The 20,070-nt window shown below is 42.1% G+C and carries 11 protein-coding genes; all 11 read left to right on the top strand.

Going from position 1 to position 20,070, the window contains the following annotated elements; genetic code table 11:
* The first annotated feature begins 88 nt into the window (after positions 1 to 88).
* The 11 genes from MHH49_RS11850 to MHH49_RS11900 all read left to right on the top strand — a co-directional run bounded on the left by MHH49_RS11850 (position 89) and on the right by MHH49_RS11900 (position 20,006).
* The gene (locus tag MHH49_RS11850) at positions 89 to 2,125 is read left to right on the top strand and encodes a DUF5693 family protein (RefSeq protein ID WP_036681532.1); all 2,037 of its coding nucleotides are present in this window, start codon (positions 89 to 91) and stop codon (positions 2,123 to 2,125) included.
* Positions 2,101 to 3,234 (top strand): polysaccharide pyruvyl transferase CsaB, encoded by a 1,134-nt coding sequence (csaB, locus tag MHH49_RS11855; RefSeq protein ID WP_036681529.1) that lies wholly within the window; start codon positions 2,101 to 2,103, stop codon positions 3,232 to 3,234. Before MHH49_RS11850 ends, csaB begins: the two co-directional genes overlap by 25 nt.
* Before the next feature lie 6 nt (positions 3,235 to 3,240).
* Positions 3,241 to 3,996, top strand: a complete 756-nt coding sequence (locus MHH49_RS11860; protein WP_036681526.1) for a WecB/TagA/CpsF family glycosyltransferase — start codon at positions 3,241 to 3,243, stop codon at positions 3,994 to 3,996.
* A gap of 116 nt (positions 3,997 to 4,112) precedes the next feature.
* Positions 4,113 to 5,240, top strand: coding sequence for a glycosyltransferase family 4 protein (locus tag MHH49_RS11865; RefSeq protein WP_036681523.1), 1,128 nt, complete (start codon positions 4,113 to 4,115; stop codon positions 5,238 to 5,240).
* A gap of 160 nt (positions 5,241 to 5,400) precedes the next feature.
* Positions 5,401 to 9,327: an S-layer homology domain-containing protein gene (locus tag MHH49_RS11870; protein WP_076099679.1), complete on the top strand. Its 3,927-nt coding sequence runs from the start codon at positions 5,401 to 5,403 to the stop codon at positions 9,325 to 9,327.
* A 156-nt stretch (positions 9,328 to 9,483) separates the two neighbouring features.
* Positions 9,484 to 9,825, top strand: a complete 342-nt coding sequence (locus MHH49_RS11875) for a hypothetical protein (protein ID WP_036681520.1) — start codon at positions 9,484 to 9,486, stop codon at positions 9,823 to 9,825.
* A 500-nt stretch (positions 9,826 to 10,325) separates the two neighbouring features.
* The gene (locus tag MHH49_RS11880) at positions 10,326 to 13,178 is read left to right on the top strand and encodes an Ig-like domain-containing protein (protein ID WP_052097368.1); all 2,853 of its coding nucleotides are present in this window, start codon (positions 10,326 to 10,328) and stop codon (positions 13,176 to 13,178) included.
* An 87-nt stretch (positions 13,179 to 13,265) separates the two neighbouring features.
* Positions 13,266 to 13,805: a hypothetical protein gene (locus tag MHH49_RS11885; protein ID WP_038573625.1), complete on the top strand. Its 540-nt coding sequence runs from the start codon at positions 13,266 to 13,268 to the stop codon at positions 13,803 to 13,805.
* 153 nt (positions 13,806 to 13,958) lie between these two features.
* Complete coding sequence (locus MHH49_RS11890; protein ID WP_036681516.1) at positions 13,959 to 14,228, top strand: alpha/beta-type small acid-soluble spore protein; 270 nt, start codon at positions 13,959 to 13,961, stop codon at positions 14,226 to 14,228.
* A 339-nt stretch (positions 14,229 to 14,567) separates the two neighbouring features.
* A complete protein-coding gene (gene metK, locus MHH49_RS11895) occupies positions 14,568 to 15,770 on the top strand; it encodes a methionine adenosyltransferase (RefSeq protein ID WP_036681514.1) in 1,203 nt (400 codons plus the stop codon).
* Between the two features lie 201 nt (positions 15,771 to 15,971).
* On the top strand, positions 15,972 to 20,006 hold the full coding sequence (locus MHH49_RS11900; RefSeq protein WP_076212563.1) for an Ig-like domain-containing protein: 4,035 nt from the start codon (positions 15,972 to 15,974) through the stop codon (positions 20,004 to 20,006).
* The last annotated feature ends 64 nt before the right edge of the window (positions 20,007 to 20,070 follow it).

Here is a 20,070-nt window from a genome sequence, read left to right on the forward strand (position 1 = left end):
GTAGAAACGGGTACCGTCTCTAAAAGGATGACGATCCGTTTCTACTTTTGTTAAAAGAGTTTTTAAAGCGAAAGAGGAGGTACTTTTGGTGCGGCAAAAATGGCAACGTTGGAATATTACTTCCCGAAAGTGGCTGTGGATCATAGTTGTGGTTGGCGTTATAGCAGCCTTGCCTGTGGTCTATGATCGACTGCAGACGGAGAAGTCTTCCAAGACAGTAGAATTTGTATTTGATTATCGTGATCTGGTTGATGTAGCCAGCTATCGTGCAAATCCACAAGATTATATTTCCGAGCAGTTAGATCGCCTTAAAGACGCGGGTGTTCAGAGTATGGCGATTTACGAAAGCACATTGGAAGATTATCGTAAGGCGCGTCGTCTGATGATATGGGGTGCGGCTGATATAGCTAATCTTACGGACACGATCATTCCTGAAAATGAGAACTATACCTATATTCTTTTTACCAGTGCTGATTACAGCGATACTTTAGCGCCTGTAATTAAAGAAGCATTTAGTAATCTTGGGATTAATTCAAGAGACTGGAGTTTCCGCGGACAGCAGGGTCTTATCATTGAGACCCCGCTAGAAGATGCTACATTGAAGCCGCTCCAGCCCGATCCATTTACATTGGAGATGCTGCACAACAAGGGATTCAGTATTGTACCTCGTCTTGTGGATTCTCTGACTTATAATGAAGCCACGGTAAAGAAGCTGTTGGATCGTTATGAGGAATTGGGTGTTAAACGGATTCTATTTGAAGGTGAGTCTGTTAAAGGGTTTAATGATGATGCCGATACTGGCAGTATCACTGACTTTGCTAATCTCCTTAAGGAACGTGGAATGGGGATTGCAGCAATTGAGAATATTAAGAAACAGCAAAAGGGCTTTAACAGGCTCGCTTATTTGCTGGATTATAATGTGACGCGTTTATATTCCCTTAGTGAGGGTGATTCTGCTTTAGATCCAAAAGTGATTTCGGACCGTTTCGCTCTGGCAACAAAGGATCGGAATATCCGCATGATCTACTTAAACACGATTCCTGCAAGAAATACTGCTAAGGCACAGGTAACAGATACATTAGATAATCTTATTACCAGCCTAAGCGAACCAGGCGGAGCTGTTGAGCAGATTGAAGATAATGGATTTAAGTTGGGACAAGCTACGGCATTTGAGGTTGTAGATTCCTCTTATCAACGTTACTTTAAGTTAGTTGCGGTGGTTGGAGCAGTGTCTTTAGTGGCTCTGCTGGTCTCTTACTTCATTCCACAGCTCACGCTTGCTGCCTGGGTGTTAGGTCTGATTGGAAGTGCAGGCCTGATGCTAGTGAAGCCTGAAATGTTTGAACAAGCGCTCGCGCTTGCCGCTGCGATAAGTGCACCAACGCTTGCCGTTGTGCTTGCCATTCGTAAGGTTAATGAAATGGGGCCACCTCTACGGAGCAATCCCCTTACCTATAAGGCTATGAGCCCGCAACGCCGGTTTACACATAGCTTAGTGCTTTATTTTAAGACTTCACTGATCTCTTTGAGCGCTGTGCCGTTTATGATAGCACTGCTTAATAATGTTACTTATAGCCTGGTTCTCAACCAGTTCCGTGGTGTCAGTCTGCTTCATATGGCGCCTATCGGTCTTGTGGCACTTTACGTACTTTTGTATCGCGGGGATTTTGTCTTTAACAAGACAGGTAAGCTGCTGCGGACACCAATCACATTTGCGATGATTATCATTGCCTTTGTTTTGGCGGTTGTTGGCTATTATTACATGACCCGTACAGGTAACGGTGGCAGTGTGAGTCCGCTGGAAATGGTTTTACGTACCTTCTTGGAAAATACGGTTGGCGTTCGACCGCGTAATAAAGAGTTTTTGCTAGCGCATCCGTTATTAATTCTTGGTGCATTCTTGGCCTTTAGATACCGGAATGCAGCGTTTATCATGATTATTGCTGTAATCGGTCAGCTCTCCATGGTGGATACCTTTGCACATATTCACTCGCCAGTTCTGATCTCGCTCATTCGTGGCTTGCTCGGTCTTGGATTAGGACTGATCATTGGTGTGATTGCCGTAATCGTATGGCAAATTGCAGAAGGGTGTTGGAAACGATGGTCGCCACTCCTAAAAAGATAGTTATTTCCGGTTATTACGGTTTCCATAACAGCGGGGATGAGGCGGTACTGCAATCTATATTGATTGCACTGCAACAACATTCTCAAGCTGCAGGTATAGAGATCGAACCCATTGTCTTGTCCATCGATCCTGAGTGGACTAGCGCCACATATGGAGTGAAATCTGTGCACCGGATGAAGCTGGTTGAAGTCCGTCAAGCTATTTATGAGAGTTCTGGTCTGATCAGCGGTGGAGGTAGCTTGCTGCAAGATGTAACAGGAAGCAAGAGTATTCCTTACTATTTAGGTATTATCAAGCTTGCGCAGTGGATGGGTAAACCGACCTTTATTTATGCTCAAGGAATCGGACCTGTGAATCGTAAGCTTTTCCACCCATTAATCAAATCAGTGTTTCGCAAATGTACCTATATCTCTGTGCGGGATGAACAATCCCGCGAGCTTTTACTTTCTATGGGATTAGAACAGAAGAACATAGAGGTTGTTCCTGACCCGGTGATGGGCTTATCTTTACCTGATGATACTGATGCTGCTGAATTACCAGAGTCTTCAGATTCACTTCCGGTAGTAGGTATTTCGGTACGTTATTGGGAACAAGATCGCAAGGAGCTGGACGCTCTTGCTCAAGGCTTGATTAAGGCGAATCTTGAGAAACCATTGCATTTAAGATTCCTTCCGTTTCATCTTCCATCGGATATTGAAGCCTCACGTTATGTGATGGAGAAGCTGGAAGAAAATATAAGCCAGCATGGGGGGCAGGTCAGTATTTGTGAAGATGCCAGTCATCCGCAACACATGCTGCGGGAAGTAGGGCAATGTGAAGTGCTGATCGGAATGCGTCTTCATAGCCTGATTTATGCCGCAGGGCGGCGAGTTCCGCTGATTGGTATCTCTTATGATCCGAAAATTGATCATTTTCTAGACAGAGTTCGGTGTCAGCCTGTGGGCACGACCCAATCATTAGATGCTGGACAAGTTGCTGCTGAGATAGGCCATCTTTTGGAAACAACAGAGGGATGGAGAAATGAGCGGGAGACGATCCTCTCCTCGTTGATTCAAGAAGCAGGGGCTCCAGCACGGCAAATCGTAGAATATTTCCACCATAAAGGATGATCTAAAGTGAAAGCAGAAAGCGCGGTACCTACAGTTCCTATTTTTGGGATTAGAGTCTCCAAGGTGGATATGGCAGCAACTGTTGCTTATTTGACAGAGGCGGTTCATACCCGTATCCCGCATCAAGTGATTACAGCTAATCCGATTATGGTTATGGCTGCTTTGGAAGATCCAGCTTATATGGAGATAATGAAGTCAGCTGAATTGGTTGTCCCAGATGGAACCGGTGTGGTATGGGCTGCTAATTATTGTAAGGAGCCTGTAACCGAACGGGTAGCTGGGTTTGACCTGTTACATGAATTGATGCAACAGGGTGAAAGATATGGATGGAAGGTATATCTCCTTGGTTCTACACCTGAGGTGATTCAGGAAACCGCTGAAAGGTTACAATTGCAATATCCGCGTGTTATTATTGCAGGATATCATGACGGTTATTTTGGTCCGGAATCGGACGATGAAATTATTGCTGGAATTGTTAAAACCAATCCTGACTTATTATTTGTGGCCAGAGGCGCGGATAGTCAGGAACCATGGATTGCAAAACACAAATCCAAGTTAGGTGTTCCGATCATGATGGGGGTCGGCGGCAGCTTTGATGTAATTTCTGGCAAGAGCAAGAGAGCGCCAAAAGTTTTCCAAAAAATGAGAATTGAATGGTTGTACCGTTTATTAAAAGAGCCTACGCGGTACAAAAGAATGCTTGCGTTGCCGAAATTCGCATTAAAAGTGGTGCGTGAGAAAGATAAAGTAACAAAAGTCTAGTCAAATGCCGATATTCACCTAGAAAATCAGATGAATAGCCTAAAAAAGGGATTGGAATTTGTTTTTGTAACAGCGTATAATTCAATGCGGTAGAGAAATGGGGGTCGACTGATCAAATGTTAATCATATACATCGCTGGATTTATCGTATGCATGGGACTCGCACTTGGCCTCACACCTTTGGTGAAAAAATTCGCCATTAAGATTGGTGCGACAGATGTGCCGAATGCTCGTAAAGTGCACACGAAAATTATGCCCCGCCTTGGCGGATTAGCTATTTTTCTGGCGTTTGTGTTAGGCCTGCTTGCCGTATTGCCGATTATTCCATATGAGTTCACTCCGCGGGAGGCCAACTTCATCAAAGCGCTGCTGTGTGGCGGCGGACTGATTGTACTTATCGGAGGGTTGGATGACCGATTTGAATTATCAGCAAAGTTGAAGCTGCTGGGCCAAATTGTCGCAGCATGTATTGTAGTTTTCGGTTTTGGTATTACTGTAGATTTTGTGAATATTCCATTTAACAATACGTATTCTTCATTGGAAAGCTGGATTGCTATCCCGCTTACGATTTTCTGGATTGTTGGTGTCACCAATGCTGTTAACCTGATTGACGGGTTGGACGGGCTTGCTGCTGGTGTATCAGGGATTGCGATTGCTACGATTGCGGTAATGGCTTTCTTGATGGGTAACACGATGGTTGCAATGTTATGCCTGTTGCTTCTGGGTAGCATAATCGGATTCTTGTTCTTCAACTTCCATCCCGCCAAGATTTTTATGGGGGATACGGGATCGCTGTTCTTAGGCTTCTGCTTAGCTTTACTTGCTTTGCTAGGGTTTAAACAGATTGCCGTGGTTTCGTTTATTACACCTTTGCTTATTATTGGTGTACCGTTGTCGGACACGTTCTTTGCGATCGTGCGCCGTAAGCTGCAGAAGAAACCAATCTTTGCACCAGATAAAGGTCACTTGCATCATTGCCTTCGCGAGCTAGGCTTTAGTCATCGTCAGACTGTGCTCATTATTTATGGTATTGCTGCATTTTTCGGAGTTTTAGCTGTTATTCAATCCTCTGCCGCTCTTTACGAGGCGAACTGGGTTACCTTTGTAGTCATCTGCATCATGCTCTTCTTCTTGCAGATCGGTGCGGAAGTTACAGGTTTGATCGGTAAGACTAAACGTCCGTTGATTGATTTCTTTTTAAGAATTCGTATGAAAGCTAATCCGGAAAGAGGTTCCAAATCTTAATTTATTAATGGTATTATTCTAATATTTTCTATAACTAACAAAACTCATCCCTTTTCGGATGAGTTTTTTGTTGTTTTCCCTAAAAATATCGCTTCCTATGACCGATAAAGAACAAAGTGAAGGTTTACGAGAATTTATACTCAAAGGAGAGATATAACACATGCAACGCTTTAAGAGACCGTTCGTTTGGCTGATGCTGGCGGCTTTGATCGTTTCTATGTTCCCAGGTAAATACACGCCCATAGCGGCAGCGGCTACCACGAGCTCCACGACTTTCTTCAGTCCGGATGATCTCACATTACGGAATACTGTTCTGTTGAAACAGGATGTTGTAGCAACAACAGCTAATCCTAATCCTGAGGGACTTATTGACCGTTCTAGTGTTTACAAAGTAAGTAGCCCTACCTTTTCAATTACAGGAACCTACTCTCAGGTAACATCTTCCACGATGAAGGTTACTGTAGAGCAGCTTACAAAAGATAGTCAATCTAATAAATGGGTAACAGATGCTACTCACCTGACTACGGGAGCGGTAACAACAGATACCAATAGCCCGGATAACCGTTTTGTAGCATCTGGTCTTGTTTTGTATACAGGTTTTAATAAGGTGACCTTTTCTGGTATGCAAGGGAATCTCCAACGTTCAGAATCATTTTATGTTCTTTATGATAAAGTTCCCTATGTAACAGAATTAAAAGTTTTGGGTGGTCCTTCTGCGCTTAATTTAAATGAAGGAACACAAGTTGTCGTACCAGTATCTACAGTTACTCTTCAAGGTAAAGTAACGAATGCCACTAAAGTCAGTGTCTCCGTGAATGGAGGAACTGCATTACAAACTTCCCTATTGGAAGACGGAACATTTTTCACCCCCGCGCTGAACTTGAGTCCGGGATTAAGTACGCTTAAGATTGTTATTCAAAATGCTTCGGATTCAATAACAATAGACAGATCCGTATATTTCTTTGATAAGGATCAACCGTACGCTTCTTTGAACATCAACCACGACAATGCGGACTATAATATCTTAAATGATAATGTGCCTACGTTGACTGCTGATTTGACTCCAAGTGTTGCAGGTTTTACTGGACAGATCTTAGTTCCATATAACGTGGCTCCGTTTGCAACAAATGCTGTGCTAACTCTTAATAAAGGTAATAGTTCCGAAAAAGTTGTAACGATTAGTGCTGTGACAGAAGAATTAACAATTCCTGGTCCTGATGGCGTTACGCCAACGTATAAATTGGTTAAATTTAAGACTGCAGCTGATTTAGAAATCTTGGCGGGTGTAAATGACTTTAAATTGTCTGTAGATTATGGCAGCCACAGCAGTTCTCATCTTTATTCATATAAATTTTTGAAAAATGAGACTGTTATAACAGAAATGTACTACCTTCCTGGATATACAGGCTCAGGTGATCTTACCAATATCTCTAAATTGCCTTTGAATGGCCAACAGTTAGAGACGGATAGTTTCTATATAATGGCGAAGACAAATAGATCAACAACCCCAGCAGATATAACTGCAAACTATTTGCCTTTGAGTAATAAACCACTATCCATAGATTATGTAACTGCAGGCACAGGAACAAATGAATATATTTATAAAATATCAGGGTTCTCTAATGGTCAACAAAAGGTACAATTCCGTTATAAAGGATCAGAATCCTTCTATAATGCTGATATTTCATATGTATCGAAAAACTATATATATGTAAGTAATCTGCAAGATGGTCAGACCTACGAATTCGATTCCAGTGTAGAAAAAAAACTTAATGTCGCTGGGGAATATATCGGGTTCGAAAATATAGAAAATGCACAAGTGCAAATTAACGGTACAGACAGTAACTCATTATCTAGCAATCCTTTTAAGCTTGAAGTAGAAAAAAACTCAACAGTAAATAAAACAACTTTTAATTTCACTGTGACAATCAGTCAGACGGGACCACTGGTATACGGTGAGAATAAAATCGTGTTTACTGGAGTCTCAAGAGATAATGCTGGTAACCAACGTATTATCAAAAAAGAACTTAAAATTTACATCATTGATACCAACATTTCTGGGATAAAACAATTCCATCCTACTTTAGGGGATAATCGTTTACCTTTTACAACTACAACCCTTTCTAATGAAGTCGAGCGTAATGCCATGCTGGCATTGCCGGCTGAGATTGTATATAAGGATGAAAAATATACAACAAACAAAGATAAATTCGACTTGGTACTACAAGGTAGTGGTGCTACAACGCTGAATCTTTATCAGGGCTCTACTTTGGTGTTTACTTCGACGGGGCAAGATAAGCTGCTAATTGACGGTACGGAATCCGCTGGACCTATTGGTCCTAAACGTTATCCTGATGAAGTGGCTGCAAATGGTCTGTATTATGACTACATTGGCAGTGCTAAAAACTTTATTTTAAGATTACGTGACATTAAATTTGATGCCCCAGGAAGTCAAGTTTATACCCTAGAGCTTATTAACAAAACAGGAGCAAGAACTACACAACGTCTTGAAGTAGTGCGGGAAGTTGCTCCATATCGTCTTCTGTCACCTGTAGCGACGGTAGGTGAGCAAATTGTTGTTAACAAAAACTTTGTTCGTTTTGATATTGAGGCTGAAGGTGCCACTAAAGTAATAATTGGCAAAGAAGAAGCAATTAAACGTACGGATTTGCCAAATCAAGATCGCTTCACCTATGATTATGTGGGTTTAAAAGCAGACAAATCGAATCCTATTAAGATACAAGTGGTTCGTGCTAACTCCACAATAAGCGATACCATAAATGTGTATTATGCCAGTGCTGTGCAGATTGATACACAATATATGGCGGAGAAGGTAGCTACGAAGTATAGTGTCTTTAATAAAACCTTGGAATTGAACTTCCCTAAAGGTACGATTATGAAGGGATATACTAGCTCTGGTGCTGCAAAATATTATCCTAATACAAAACTGTTGTTTGGTATTGCGGATCCCGCTGATGGCGTTGTTGAACGTAAGAATGATTACGGGAACATTATCAATGTAACGGGTAGTGACGACAGAACCGAAGGCGGGGGCGGGCAGCTTGTGATTCCACAGGATCTTGCTCTGCGCTTTACATCAACCGTCTCTACTAATAACTTTTCGAGAGTATCGGATATCTATTGGCTTAGTGGGGGTCTAGGAAATGATGGCGTTAATCTTGAGACTAACGGGGTTACCCCACATTTCGTGGATGCCAGTGGAAAGACTGGATATTTTACACAGTATAGTCAAACAAGAAAAATCGTACCTTCCCAACGTGGTGAATTGACGCTTACTTTCAACTCCAGCATAGTGGATGAAGTGGGATCGACTATTACAGTATTCCGATATACAGATTCAGGTAAGTGGGAGAACTTGGGCGGTGTCGTAGATACGAAGAAACATACCATCACCGTTCCATTCGATGAATTTGGTTATTACACTGTTATGAAGCTGCGCCGTGGTTTTGTTGATATTACGAATCATCCATGGGGCAGAAATATAATGAATGGATTGTATTCCAAAGGATTTATGACTAATCTTCGAGCAGATGCATTCGGAGCCGATGATTTGACCACTCGTGGTGAATTTGCAACATTGTTGGTGAAATCATTAAGTATTCCTTTGAACTATGATGCTAATAAACAAACCTTCTTTGATATTGTGCCAGAAGCCGTCGCGGCCACATGGGATTTCAAACACATTGAGACAGCTGCTAGGGCAGGTATTGTTACAGGCCTCAGTGATGGCTTCTTTGGGCCTGATCAAGCCTTAACACGTGAACAAGCCGCAGTAATGATAGCTAGGGCGTTGAAACTCAAGATGTCTTTGAATGACAGTAAACTGCTAGCAAGCTTAAGCAAATCATTTGTTGATACAAGTAACATGGATTTCTACTCACGTCCTGCAATTGAAGCTATATCTAAAGCTAAGATTATGGAAGGAAGCGCTGTGACCGTTACAGGCCAAAAGAAGCCCGTCTATAACTTTAACCCGAAGGGTAAGTTGACTAGAGCAGAGGCCGGTAAGATTACTGTGGCACTCTTACAGAAGAGTACAAGCATCTTCCCTAAGAACTTTAACTAAAGAATAAAAAAAAGTGCTCCGGCTTGCGAAAAGTATTCGTAGGTCGGAGTTTTGATGTAAAGATAACAATTACCAGCGACATAAATTTTGTAATCTGCACCGATTTACGATACAATAATGTAGAAAATATTATTTTCTGAAAGGTGAAAGCCATCGATGAAACCGATTTTATCAAAAGCACAGTTGGATTACATGAAAGCCAAGAATATGTTTGAGAATAGAGCAAAAGTGTTGGAGAAGGAAATTGCAGCTAAACGGGCACTACAGGAGATCACTCAAGAGGTTATGGAAGAACTGGTGCAAGCAACAGGATTCCACGATTCATACAACGAGCTTGTTGTTACTGAGAATGCTCTGATCGAATGGTCTCATACTACAATCAAGCATGAGAAGAGCTACCGCGAGAACCGCGCAGCTATTGATGCAATGTATGACAATGTGAACTCGAGTCCTGAGAAGCGTCAGGAATTGATCCAATTATCTATGAAGATTCGTTAGAAACAATGTAATAGAAGCAAGCGTCGGCAACGGCGCTTTTTTTGTTTTTTGTAGGAATGTTTAAATTAATAGTACAAGTGTTAATGATTCTTAGTAAATATTGCATAATGACGTTTAGAAAGCGACTATGATATACTGTTTTCCGTAGGCACCCATGATTAACAATAGTTAGTAGAACATACATATGTATCTTCTAATGGGATCACACCGGAAAATATAAAAAAGAAGATTTTTTTTGAGAAACCGCAACTTTTTCAAATCTTCTGCGTTTAAGGTGTAGAGTCATTTACACAGAGGCTGAAATTAACCGCTGGTAAAGCCAATTTAACAAAATGGAAAAATTAGCTTTACGTGACTTGAGGCACATTGTATAATACTTAGGTATAATTAGGAATCTAGTATTGTCATGTCCTAAAATCGTTTACCAGTTTCTGTGATACCCGTCACAGACATTATTTATACTTAATTTGCTCAACTCGGGAAAGGGGGTGCATCGGCTAATGAGTGACATGAGCTACTCAACTAAAGAAAAATCTCAGTTTATGAACGTCCAAGGAGGAGAAAAAAAGGTTATGAAGAAAATTTTATCCGTAGCATTATCTACAGCAATGGCATTCTCGATGTTTGCCTCTGTAGCGTTTGGTGACGCAGCAACAACTCCGCAACAAAAATTTGATGCTTTGGCAGCGAAAGGTATTCTCAACGGATACCCAGATGGTCAAGCTCACCTTGAAAAAGATCTTACTCGTGCTGAGTTCGCGAAGATCGTTACTAAATTGTTCGACCTTACTGAAGTAAGTAACAAATTGTCTTACAAAGACAAAGGTTACAACGCATCGAACTGGGCAGTGCCTTACATCGAAGCTGTTACTGCAGTAAACTACATGCAAGGTAAAGATACTGTTAAAGGTATCTTCGATTACAACGGTAAAGTAACAGTTGAAGAAGTTGCGGCTGTATTGTTCCGCGCTTTGAAATTGGAACAACCAACTACAACTGATAACTCTGCATCCGCATGGGCTAAAGGTTATGCTCAAGCAGTAATCAATGCAGGTTTGGTTGCTAAAGACACTAACTTCAAAGCTAACGCTAGCCGTTCTTTGGTAGTTGAAACAGCTTATGCTGTTGATCAATTGAGCCAAGCAGCTACAATCGTTTCTGCTGAAGCATTGAGCCCAACTAAAGTAGTTGTTACTTTCTCTGACAAAACTACTACAACTGTTGAATTGACAACTGCTCTTGTAGCAGGCGTTGAAACTACAATCAACTTCAAACACAATGATCATGATTACACTACAAAAGTAACTTTGGCAGCTCCTAAGGTTGTTTCCGCAGAAGCTCCAAATGCTAAACAAGTAGTAATCAAATTTAACCGTTCAATCGATGTTGATACACTGGCTGAATCCAGCAAAGTTATCGACGGCGTAGTAAAAGTAACTAAAGTGGGTAGTGATGTTAACGAAGTAGCTAATGCTAATGTTACCTTCAACGCTGACAACACTGAAGCTGTTATTACCCTGCCAGGAGTTAAATTCCTTAAAGGTAACTACACTGTAGTTCTTAACGATGCTGTAACAACAACATCTGCTGAAGCTATCCCAGCTTACACACAACTGATCACTGTTGCTGATACAGTTGCTCCAACACTTGCTTCTGCTAGCTCTACTGCAAAAGCAACTACTAAAGATGTATACGTGAAATTCAGCGAACCAGTTAAAACTACTGGTATTGTTGCTTACGTAAATGGTCAAGTTGCTACTGTAACTGTAACAAATGATACTTACACTGAGTATAAATTGTCTGCAGGAACATTGGATAGCGGCAAAACTTACGATGTATCGTTGCTTAACGTTACTGACTTTGCAGGTAATGTAGCTAATCCTAACCCAATCAAAACTACTGTAACTGTAGTTTCTGACGTTGCTGCTCCAGTAATCAAGAGCGTAACTCCAGTAAGTGACAAGTATGTTGAAGTTGAGTTCGACAAAACAGTTGATCGTGCTTCTTTGGTTGGTAATGTTCGCTTGTTGAACTCCGTTGGTGAAAGCCAAGGTACGTTCCAAGTGTTGACTACTGACAATGGCAAGAAGTTCACCCTTCAAAGCCCATTGACTAGCTTCCCTTCAACTGGAACTTTCACTGGTTCTGTAGTATTCGGAGCTTCTGTAAAAGATACTCTGGGTAACATTTTGGGAACAGCTGCTAGCCAAGCAATTACCTTTACTAAAGACACTGTAGCTCCTACTGTAACTGGTGTTACTTACACAACTACAGCTGTTAATAAAGGTCTGGTTCTGAAATTCTCTGAAAATGTTGTATACAAAGGTAAAGGCACCCTGCAACTGATTAATGATACTACTGGTGAAGCTACAACTGTACTTCACAATTCTAGTCTTGTTAAAGGTAGCGGAAGTACTTTCACTATCACTGGTGTAAGTGTACCAACTGCTGGTAGCTACACATTGCGTATTCCTGCAGGATTGTTCGTAGATAAATCCTACAGTGCAAATGAACTGACTGCTGCAGTATTGCCTGTAACAATCGGATCTACTTCAACTGACGATAAAGCTCCAGAATTGTTGGTTGTTAATGGCGCTGCTCCTATCAAGTTCTATGATAGCAAATCTGTTGGTGATGACACTTATGGTGATGCTTTGATCACTGTTGATCTGTTTGATGCTAGCGGTTTGAAATCATCCACAATTCTTGATAAAAACAGCTACACATTGAACAATGCTGGTCTTCCAAGCACTTCTTACGTTACAATTAAAACATTGAACGAAAAAGGCGAAGAAGTATCATCTGCTACTAACCCAACTCGTGCTCGTGCATATGTATATATCCCTAGCTCCAGCATCACAGAAACTAAAGACTATGTCTTTGCTGTGAATGGTGTTACTGATACTGCTGGTAACGTAATCGATGGTACAGTTGCACAACAAAAAGGTAAGCTGACTAGCAGAATTAGCCCTGCGTTTGATTCAGCTGTAGTATCCAGCGGAGGTTCAACTGAACTGATTCTCGGATTCTCCAAAGACCTGAATGAAGCTACAACTGAAGCTGACTTGAAAGCGAACCTGGAATTCTACATCAACACTGATGTTAATTCTAGCAACAAAATTTCATCAGATAACATTCTTTCTATCACTCCGATTAAATACGGATCTGATAAAGGAAAATGGTCTGTTAAATTCTCCAAGAAAATCATTGATTCCGCTGCTGGTGCTAAAGAAGAACTTGATCTTAACGCCAACGGTGTTAACAGAATCATTGTTAAAGTTAAGAAAGACGCTGCAATCTTCGATGCTGATGGCAACAAGATCAAAGGCGAAACAGAAATCTCCGCTAAGTAATCTCCGATTACCGAAGCACAGAATAGCCTCTTCGGAGGCTATTCTTTTTTTATAGGTTTTTATCCCCAATAATGAGGAGGAACTTCTTTGAAATCGGTATGGAAAGTAACAACCGCTGCTGTATTGCTGGCTGGTGGTATATGGGCTGGGTCTTTGCTAAACATTACTGCTGAAGGTGCAGGTGTTGGTTCTCAGCCTGGCACAACGGATGATCCTGTAGTTACTAAAAGCTACGTCGATCAGCAAATTCAGAAAGCACTTTCAGGTGGTGCAGTGACGACTCCGGTAGCGACTGCTACACCTGCGCCTAGTGCAACCACAGCGCCAGTAGCTACACCTGGTCAAAATAGTAGTAATGAATCTGTGATTGTTGATGTGAAGCCTGGCCAAACTTTAATTGCTTCTGCAGGCGCTGAATTTATCGTTCGCGCGGGTAAAGCAGTAATCGTTTCACAAGATGCGAATGGTGTGGCCGATTTAACAGATGGTAAAGATCTTACAAATGGACTAGCTGCACCATCTAACCACTTATTGTCCTTCCCTCGTGATGGTCGTGGTATAGCTGTTCAAGAGGGTCAAACCCTTGGTCTTGTTGTGATGGTTCGTGGTGGATATACCTTGAAATAATGTGTAATGATATATATTCATAATGCCCGTAAACGGACTTAATCATACCTTCAAACTGTTTTCCAAAGTTACAAATCATTGGCGCGATTGAAGATTAAGTGATGGACGCACAATATTCCTGTAATCTTACAAATTCACAGGAGGTGCTGTAACATGGCACGTAATAATCGTACAGTCGTACCTGAAAGTCGGACAATGCTGAAACAAATGCAATATGAAATTGCAGCTGAATTTGGTTTATATGGGGCTCATTATGGAGGCGGGGCAGACACGGAGTTTGCTTCTGAGTTAGGAGCAGTCGGAGGTAGTGGTTCTGGCCGTAGTCAGTACCTTGGGCATCTGAGTTCAAGGGATAATGGGTCTGTTGGAGGAGAAATTACGAAGAGACTCATTAAGCAAGCTGAACAGTCTCTTTTTCAATAATATCAGGGGTTAGGATACCCTTATTCCTTATCTGATATTGCTTTTTTATAGCGTGAAATCAATATTCATACTCTCACGGGGGGCTCTGTGTTTAATTGACACCACCCCCTAAATAAGATAATATGACTTTTGAGGAAAGCCTTAGACCTTTTCCATATGGAAAAGGTTCATTTTTTGAAGAGTTTAGTGAATGCAGGCATTAAATTTTGCGAAAATCCTTCATAAAAAGAAATCAGGCAAACCTGAATTATTTATATTATTTAGTTTTATTATTTGGCCTGTTATCATTAAGGAATCCCTTATACAGTGTCAGACTAACCATATGGGAGGTTGTTATACTTGTCTATTAAAGGGCGTCATTTGTTTACTTCTGAGTCCGTTACGGAAGGGCATCCGGATAAAATCTGTGACCAGATTTCCGACGCAGTATTGGATGCATTTTTAGTTAATGATCCTAATGCACGTGTAGCCTGCGAAGTAGCAGTAGCAACAGGTCTTGTACTGGTGATCGGGGAAATCAGTACCAAATCAGAGTATGTTGATATTCCTGCCATCGTACGCAATACCATCAAAGAAATTGGATACACACGTGCAAAGTATGGTTTCGACTATAATACATGTGCTGTGTTGAGTTCTCTTAACGAGCAGTCCGCTGATATTGCCCAAGGTGTTAACTCTGCTTTAGAACACCGTGATCCTGCTCAAGTAGCTGAAGAAACAGCTAATATTGGTGCAGGCGATCAAGGGCTCATGTTTGGTTTTGCTACGAACGAGACACCTGAACTGATGCCACTTCCGATTGCCTTATCACATCGTATTGCACGTCGTTTATCTGAAGTTCGTAAGAACGGAACCTTGGACTATCTTCGTCCAGACGGCAAAACACAAGTTACGATTGAGTATCAAGATGAAAAACCTGTACGCGTAGACGCTATCGTAGTATCTACACAACATGCAGAGGAAATTTCTCTTGAACAAATTCAGGCGGATATTAAAGAACATGTTATTTTGCCTGTTGTTCCTGCGGAACTGCTTGATGCAGAAACCAAATACTTTATTAACCCAACCGGACGTTTTGTTATTGGGGGTCCTCAAGGGGATGCTGGTCTAACTGGCCGTAAGATTATCGTCGATACATACGGCGGATATGCTCGTCATGGCGGCGGAGCATTCTCAGGTAAGGATCCAACTAAAGTGGACCGTTCTGCGGCTTACGCAGCTCGTTATGTAGCTAAGAATCTTGTAGCTGCTGGTTTGGCCGACAAATGTGAGATCCAACTTGCCTATGCCATCGGTGTAGCTACTCCTGTCTCGATAAATGTGGATACATACGGAACAGGTAAAATCAGTGAAGAGAAAATGGTTCAACTGATCAGCAACAACTTTGATCTTCGCCCTGCGGGCATCATTTCTATGCTTGATTTGCGTAAACCGATTTACAGACAAACCGCAGCTTACGGTCATTTCGGACGTACTGATGTTGATCTTCCATGGGAACGCGTAGATAAAGCAGAATTGCTAAGAGATCAAGCAGGGTTGTAATTCAATCATACGGTCTTATAATATGTTAGCCCGCAAGTTGGCCATGGTGTCAGCTCTGCGGGCTATTTTGCGTGCGAAAACGAGCAGGGCTAGTGAATCTAACCATAGAGAAGTAGACTACTAAACTTTGCCAGCCTTTTAGCCGAAATATAAGAATATACATAAAGACGATAGTATGGCTTGAGAGGAGTCTATCACGGAATGAAAAGAAAAATTTCAATATGGACGGCACTTATTCTAGCGGGAGAGTTAGTACTTGGTTCGGGTTATCCTGCTATTGGAATAGGGAATTCAGCAGTGTACGCTGCATCAGAGTTTGGTATAACAGTCTCGCCAGCGCCTGGAGCAAGTTATGTAAATATCGGATCATCTCTTAGACTGAGCTTTGATCGTCAAGTAAACCCGCAGTCAGGTGAAATTACTATTACGGGTCAAGGTGATAGCTCACCTTTTTTAACGATTCCTATTGGTAGTTATGGTCTAATTGGTAGTTCAAAAGATTACGAGCTTAAGCTAAATCAACAGTTTACTTCAAACAAGACTTATACAGTGACAATCCCTAAGGGGTTGTTCAAGGATAATGATGGTAATGAGTCAGGTATTACTTCATGGGCATTTACCACTGCGCCTGAGAGTAATACAGCGATTACGGCAGGTAACTTTTCACCTGCTAATAATACAAGAGTGGATGCAGGAGCCCTTAAGGAGCTAAGTCTAACCTTAAATAAAAACCTGTTAAAAGGTGGAGGTTCCATACGGATTTTGTCATCTGCAGATAATGCAACCGTACAAGAGTTCAAAATTAAGGATGATGATACTAGAGTCAACGTTCAGACTGATGCTAACTCTACTACAGTTAAACTAACATTGGATAAAACATTGGCCTCCGGAAGTAACTATTATGTTCTTATAGATTCTTATGCTTTTAAGGATGTTGATAATCGAACGTATTCCGGGATTTCAAGCGGTGAAGTGTGGAGCTTCTCTACTAAAGGTGTGGCAGAGATTCCAGTGACTCCTGCACCGGTAAACGGATCAGGTGGGGTATCTACCACTGGTGCCCTACAGCTTACATTTGATCGTCCTATGATGCCTGCAGCTGGAACCATAACAGTATCTCCAGGTGCTGCTAACGATGCTAGAACGAGATGGCTCAATGTAAACTCCCCGGCCGTTACAGGAGGAAGCAGCAGAACTATAACATTGCTTCCAGCATCAGCAGCATCACCCTTGCTAAACAGTACGCAGTATACGGTGACGATACCGCAGGGAGCTTTTTACGATCAAGACGGAAATGTATTTCCAGCTTCGGGTGCGTATACCTGGACATTTACAACGGCTTCTTTGACAGGACTTAACGTAAGCGCGCTAAATCCAGCTGACCGGAGTGAATCCATAGCTAACAACAGATCATTTTCTGTCACATTCAATCGTAATGTGAATTATAACAGTGCTGTGGAAAATGGTGTAGCGCTTTATAAAAGTGGTGGCGCACAGGTTCCGGTTACTGTTAACCGGAGTACAACTGCTGCAAACGAATATGTAATTACGCCTAAAACAGCTTTAGATAGCGACTCAACCTATTATATTGATATTGCTAAAGGAGCTTTTGTAGACGCTATTGATGCTAATGTTATCTATGATGGACTAAGCGGCAAAAATTCATGGAGCTTCCGGACCTTGTCTCAGGACAAAACAGCTCCACAGCTCACATCTGTATCACTCGAGAACAATCGGACCATTCGTTTAAAATACAATGAGAGTCTCAACTCTTCCATTGCACTGTTGATCTCCAGCTTTGGTGCTACGGTGAATGATGAGAACCGTACAATTGAAAGTGTCTATATCCAGGGAGACAGCGCCTATGTGGTACTCAGTACAGGGGTAGCGGTTGGACAGAACGTGAAGGTTAGCTATACAGGTGGCCTGCGGACCATTCAAGATCCAAGCGGAAATGCAGCCAGCACCTTTAGCTCAAAGCAGGTTACTAACACTATCGAGTCCTCCATGCCTACACCAAAAGATGGACGGATCACAGGTAGAACTGTAGCGTTGAATTTCAATGACTCCTTAAAGGCAGTTTCCTCTTACGCACATAGTCAGTTTCTAGTGACTTCAGATGGGGGATCCCTAGGGGTCAACTCCATAAGCTCCAGCGGGAACACTGTATATTTAGGGTTAAATAGCGATGCTTCTAATGGCCAGACCGTTCGTGTCTCCTATTATGCAGGCTCTTATCCTTTGCAGAATTCTTTTGGACAAAATATTGCGGATTTCACAGATTTCTACATTCGCAACAGCAACGATACAATTCCACCCGTGTTCCAAAGTGCAACCGGAGGTGGAAATAAAATCCTTCTGAATTACAATGAAGGCTTGTCAACGACAAACCTCCCGATGAACAGCCAGTTCTCTGTGCTTGTTGGCAGCACTCCTAACTATGTTACGAATGTATCAGTCAGTGGCTCACAGGTCACGCTAACGCTCCAGAGTGCTTTGACGGTGAATCAGAATGTTACTGTATCCTATGTTCCAGGGACTACCGGAATAAGCGATTTAAATGGAAACCGTGCAGCTTATATTAACCTGCAGCCTGTGTCCATCTCGGAAAATAGCGGCACTAGCATACCTGAGATTAGTTCTGCCACCATCAATGGCGATGAGCTTACGGTTACATTCAGTAAAAATATGCAGGCATCTGGTTCCCTCTACGCCAATCAGTTCGGAGTTAGAGCGGATGGAAGCAGTATGGGTGTACAAAACTACACTTTGTCAGGGGATATTTTAAAAATAACAACATCCTCAGTAGTAAAGACCGGGCAAACTATCGATTTGTCCTATATGTCAGGTTCAGGTACGATCAAGGATCTGAACGGTAATGTACTGTCCTCATTCTCTTCTCTCTCTGTTAAGAACCTAACCGGCGTGAGCACCGGAACGGGAAATCGTCCATCCTATCTAGGGACGCTTGCAACAAGTGAGTTTGGAAAAGAATACGCGCTGCTGAAGAGTGACTCTTCACAAATCGTGGATGACCGTTCGTTATACAATCAATCTGTAAAAAGATATACCTTAAACACAGATCGCCTGACGGCCAGTTATGAATATCTGTATAAGGCAAGTAGTGATACATTAGCTTTTGAGGTGCCTGCTACAGAACAATCGGCCTATGTGACTGTTCCTTTAAAGCCTTTGCTTGATGCTGTAAATCGCAGTAAAACCACAAAATTTATGATACGTTATGGCGATCACTTATATAGCGTAGGACTAGACGATATCGATATGAACGGATTAGCGACTAGCTTGATTGCAGACAGTAAAAATATCTCGCTGGTGTTCCGCTTAGAAAAGGTTCCGGCAGGTACGTTCTCCCCATTTGAGCAAAAGCTAAAAACTATGGGGATGCAGAGCGTTACTAGTCTTATGGATGTCCGGGTGACTGCGATAGTAAGCAGCAATTATTCTAATGCTAAGGCATTATCGGTACCTGGAGAATACACTGTGCGTACAACTTCTTCATTGAACAATGCGCAGACATCTGCTGCTAGACTGGATCTTTCCTATTACGATGCAGCTTATCTGCCAACAAAAGTAAGTACGGTAGGTAGCTATACGATTATTCGTGCTCGTACGGAGGGTAATCAGGTGTTAGGAACCTTTATATCAACCCGGGCCTTCTCAGATATGAGTAAGCATTGGAGTAATTCGATCGTAGCTGAGCTTAGTGCAAAGACTATCATCGATAGCAGTTACGGGACTACATTTAGTCCAGAAAAAAAGATTACCCGTGCAGAGTTTGCAGTAATGCTTAGCCGGGGACTTGGTTTGCTAGGCGATCGCGAGACCGCACAGCGCTTCCGGGATGTGCAGCCTTCCACACAAACTGGAGACTATATTGGTGCAGCAGCTAAGGCTGGTATTATTACAGGGAACACGGATGGCTCCTTCCGGCCTAACGATAATATCACTCGTGAGCAGATGGCAATCATGATGATTCGGGCAATGGAATACACCAAACATCCTATTACATTAAGCGGCACTTCTGCCTCAACACTGGCTCGCTTTAAGGATAAGTCCAAAATTCAGAATCAAAGTGCAGAATTCGTAGCTAAAGCTGTGCAATCGGGGATTATTTTGGGAATGACCACAAGTGAGTTCCAACCTCAGGGTAATGCCACTCGTGCACAAGCTGCTGTGATGTTGCATCGGATGCTGAAGCAAACAGATTATTTGTAGAATAAATTGATTGGTAAAGCCTGGCATTCTGCTGGGCTTTTTTTTATGTTAATAGTTTGTGCTA

This window comes from Paenibacillus sp. FSL F4-0122 (assembly GCF_038002845.1).
GTDB lineage: Bacteria > Bacillota > Bacilli > Paenibacillales > Paenibacillaceae > Paenibacillus_AQ > Paenibacillus_AQ odorifer.

Excerpts from the sequence above, each read along its gene's own strand:
- csaB (WP_036681529.1), top strand. The coding sequence starts at position 2,101 with ATGGTCGCCACTCCTAAAAAGATAGTTATTTCCGGTTATTACGGTTTC.
- MHH49_RS11870 (WP_076099679.1), top strand. The coding sequence starts at position 5,401 with ATGCAACGCTTTAAGAGACCGTTCGTTTGGCTGATGCTGGCGGCTTTG.
- MHH49_RS11900 (WP_076212563.1), top strand. The coding sequence starts at position 15,972 with ATGAAAAGAAAAATTTCAATATGGACGGCACTTATTCTAGCGGGAGAG.
- MHH49_RS11880 (WP_052097368.1), top strand. The coding sequence starts at position 10,326 with ATGAGTGACATGAGCTACTCAACTAAAGAAAAATCTCAGTTTATGAAC.
- MHH49_RS11865 (WP_036681523.1), top strand. The coding sequence starts at position 4,113 with ATGTTAATCATATACATCGCTGGATTTATCGTATGCATGGGACTCGCA.
- MHH49_RS11875 (WP_036681520.1), top strand. The coding sequence starts at position 9,484 with ATGAAACCGATTTTATCAAAAGCACAGTTGGATTACATGAAAGCCAAG.
- MHH49_RS11890 (WP_036681516.1), top strand. The coding sequence starts at position 13,959 with ATGGCACGTAATAATCGTACAGTCGTACCTGAAAGTCGGACAATGCTG.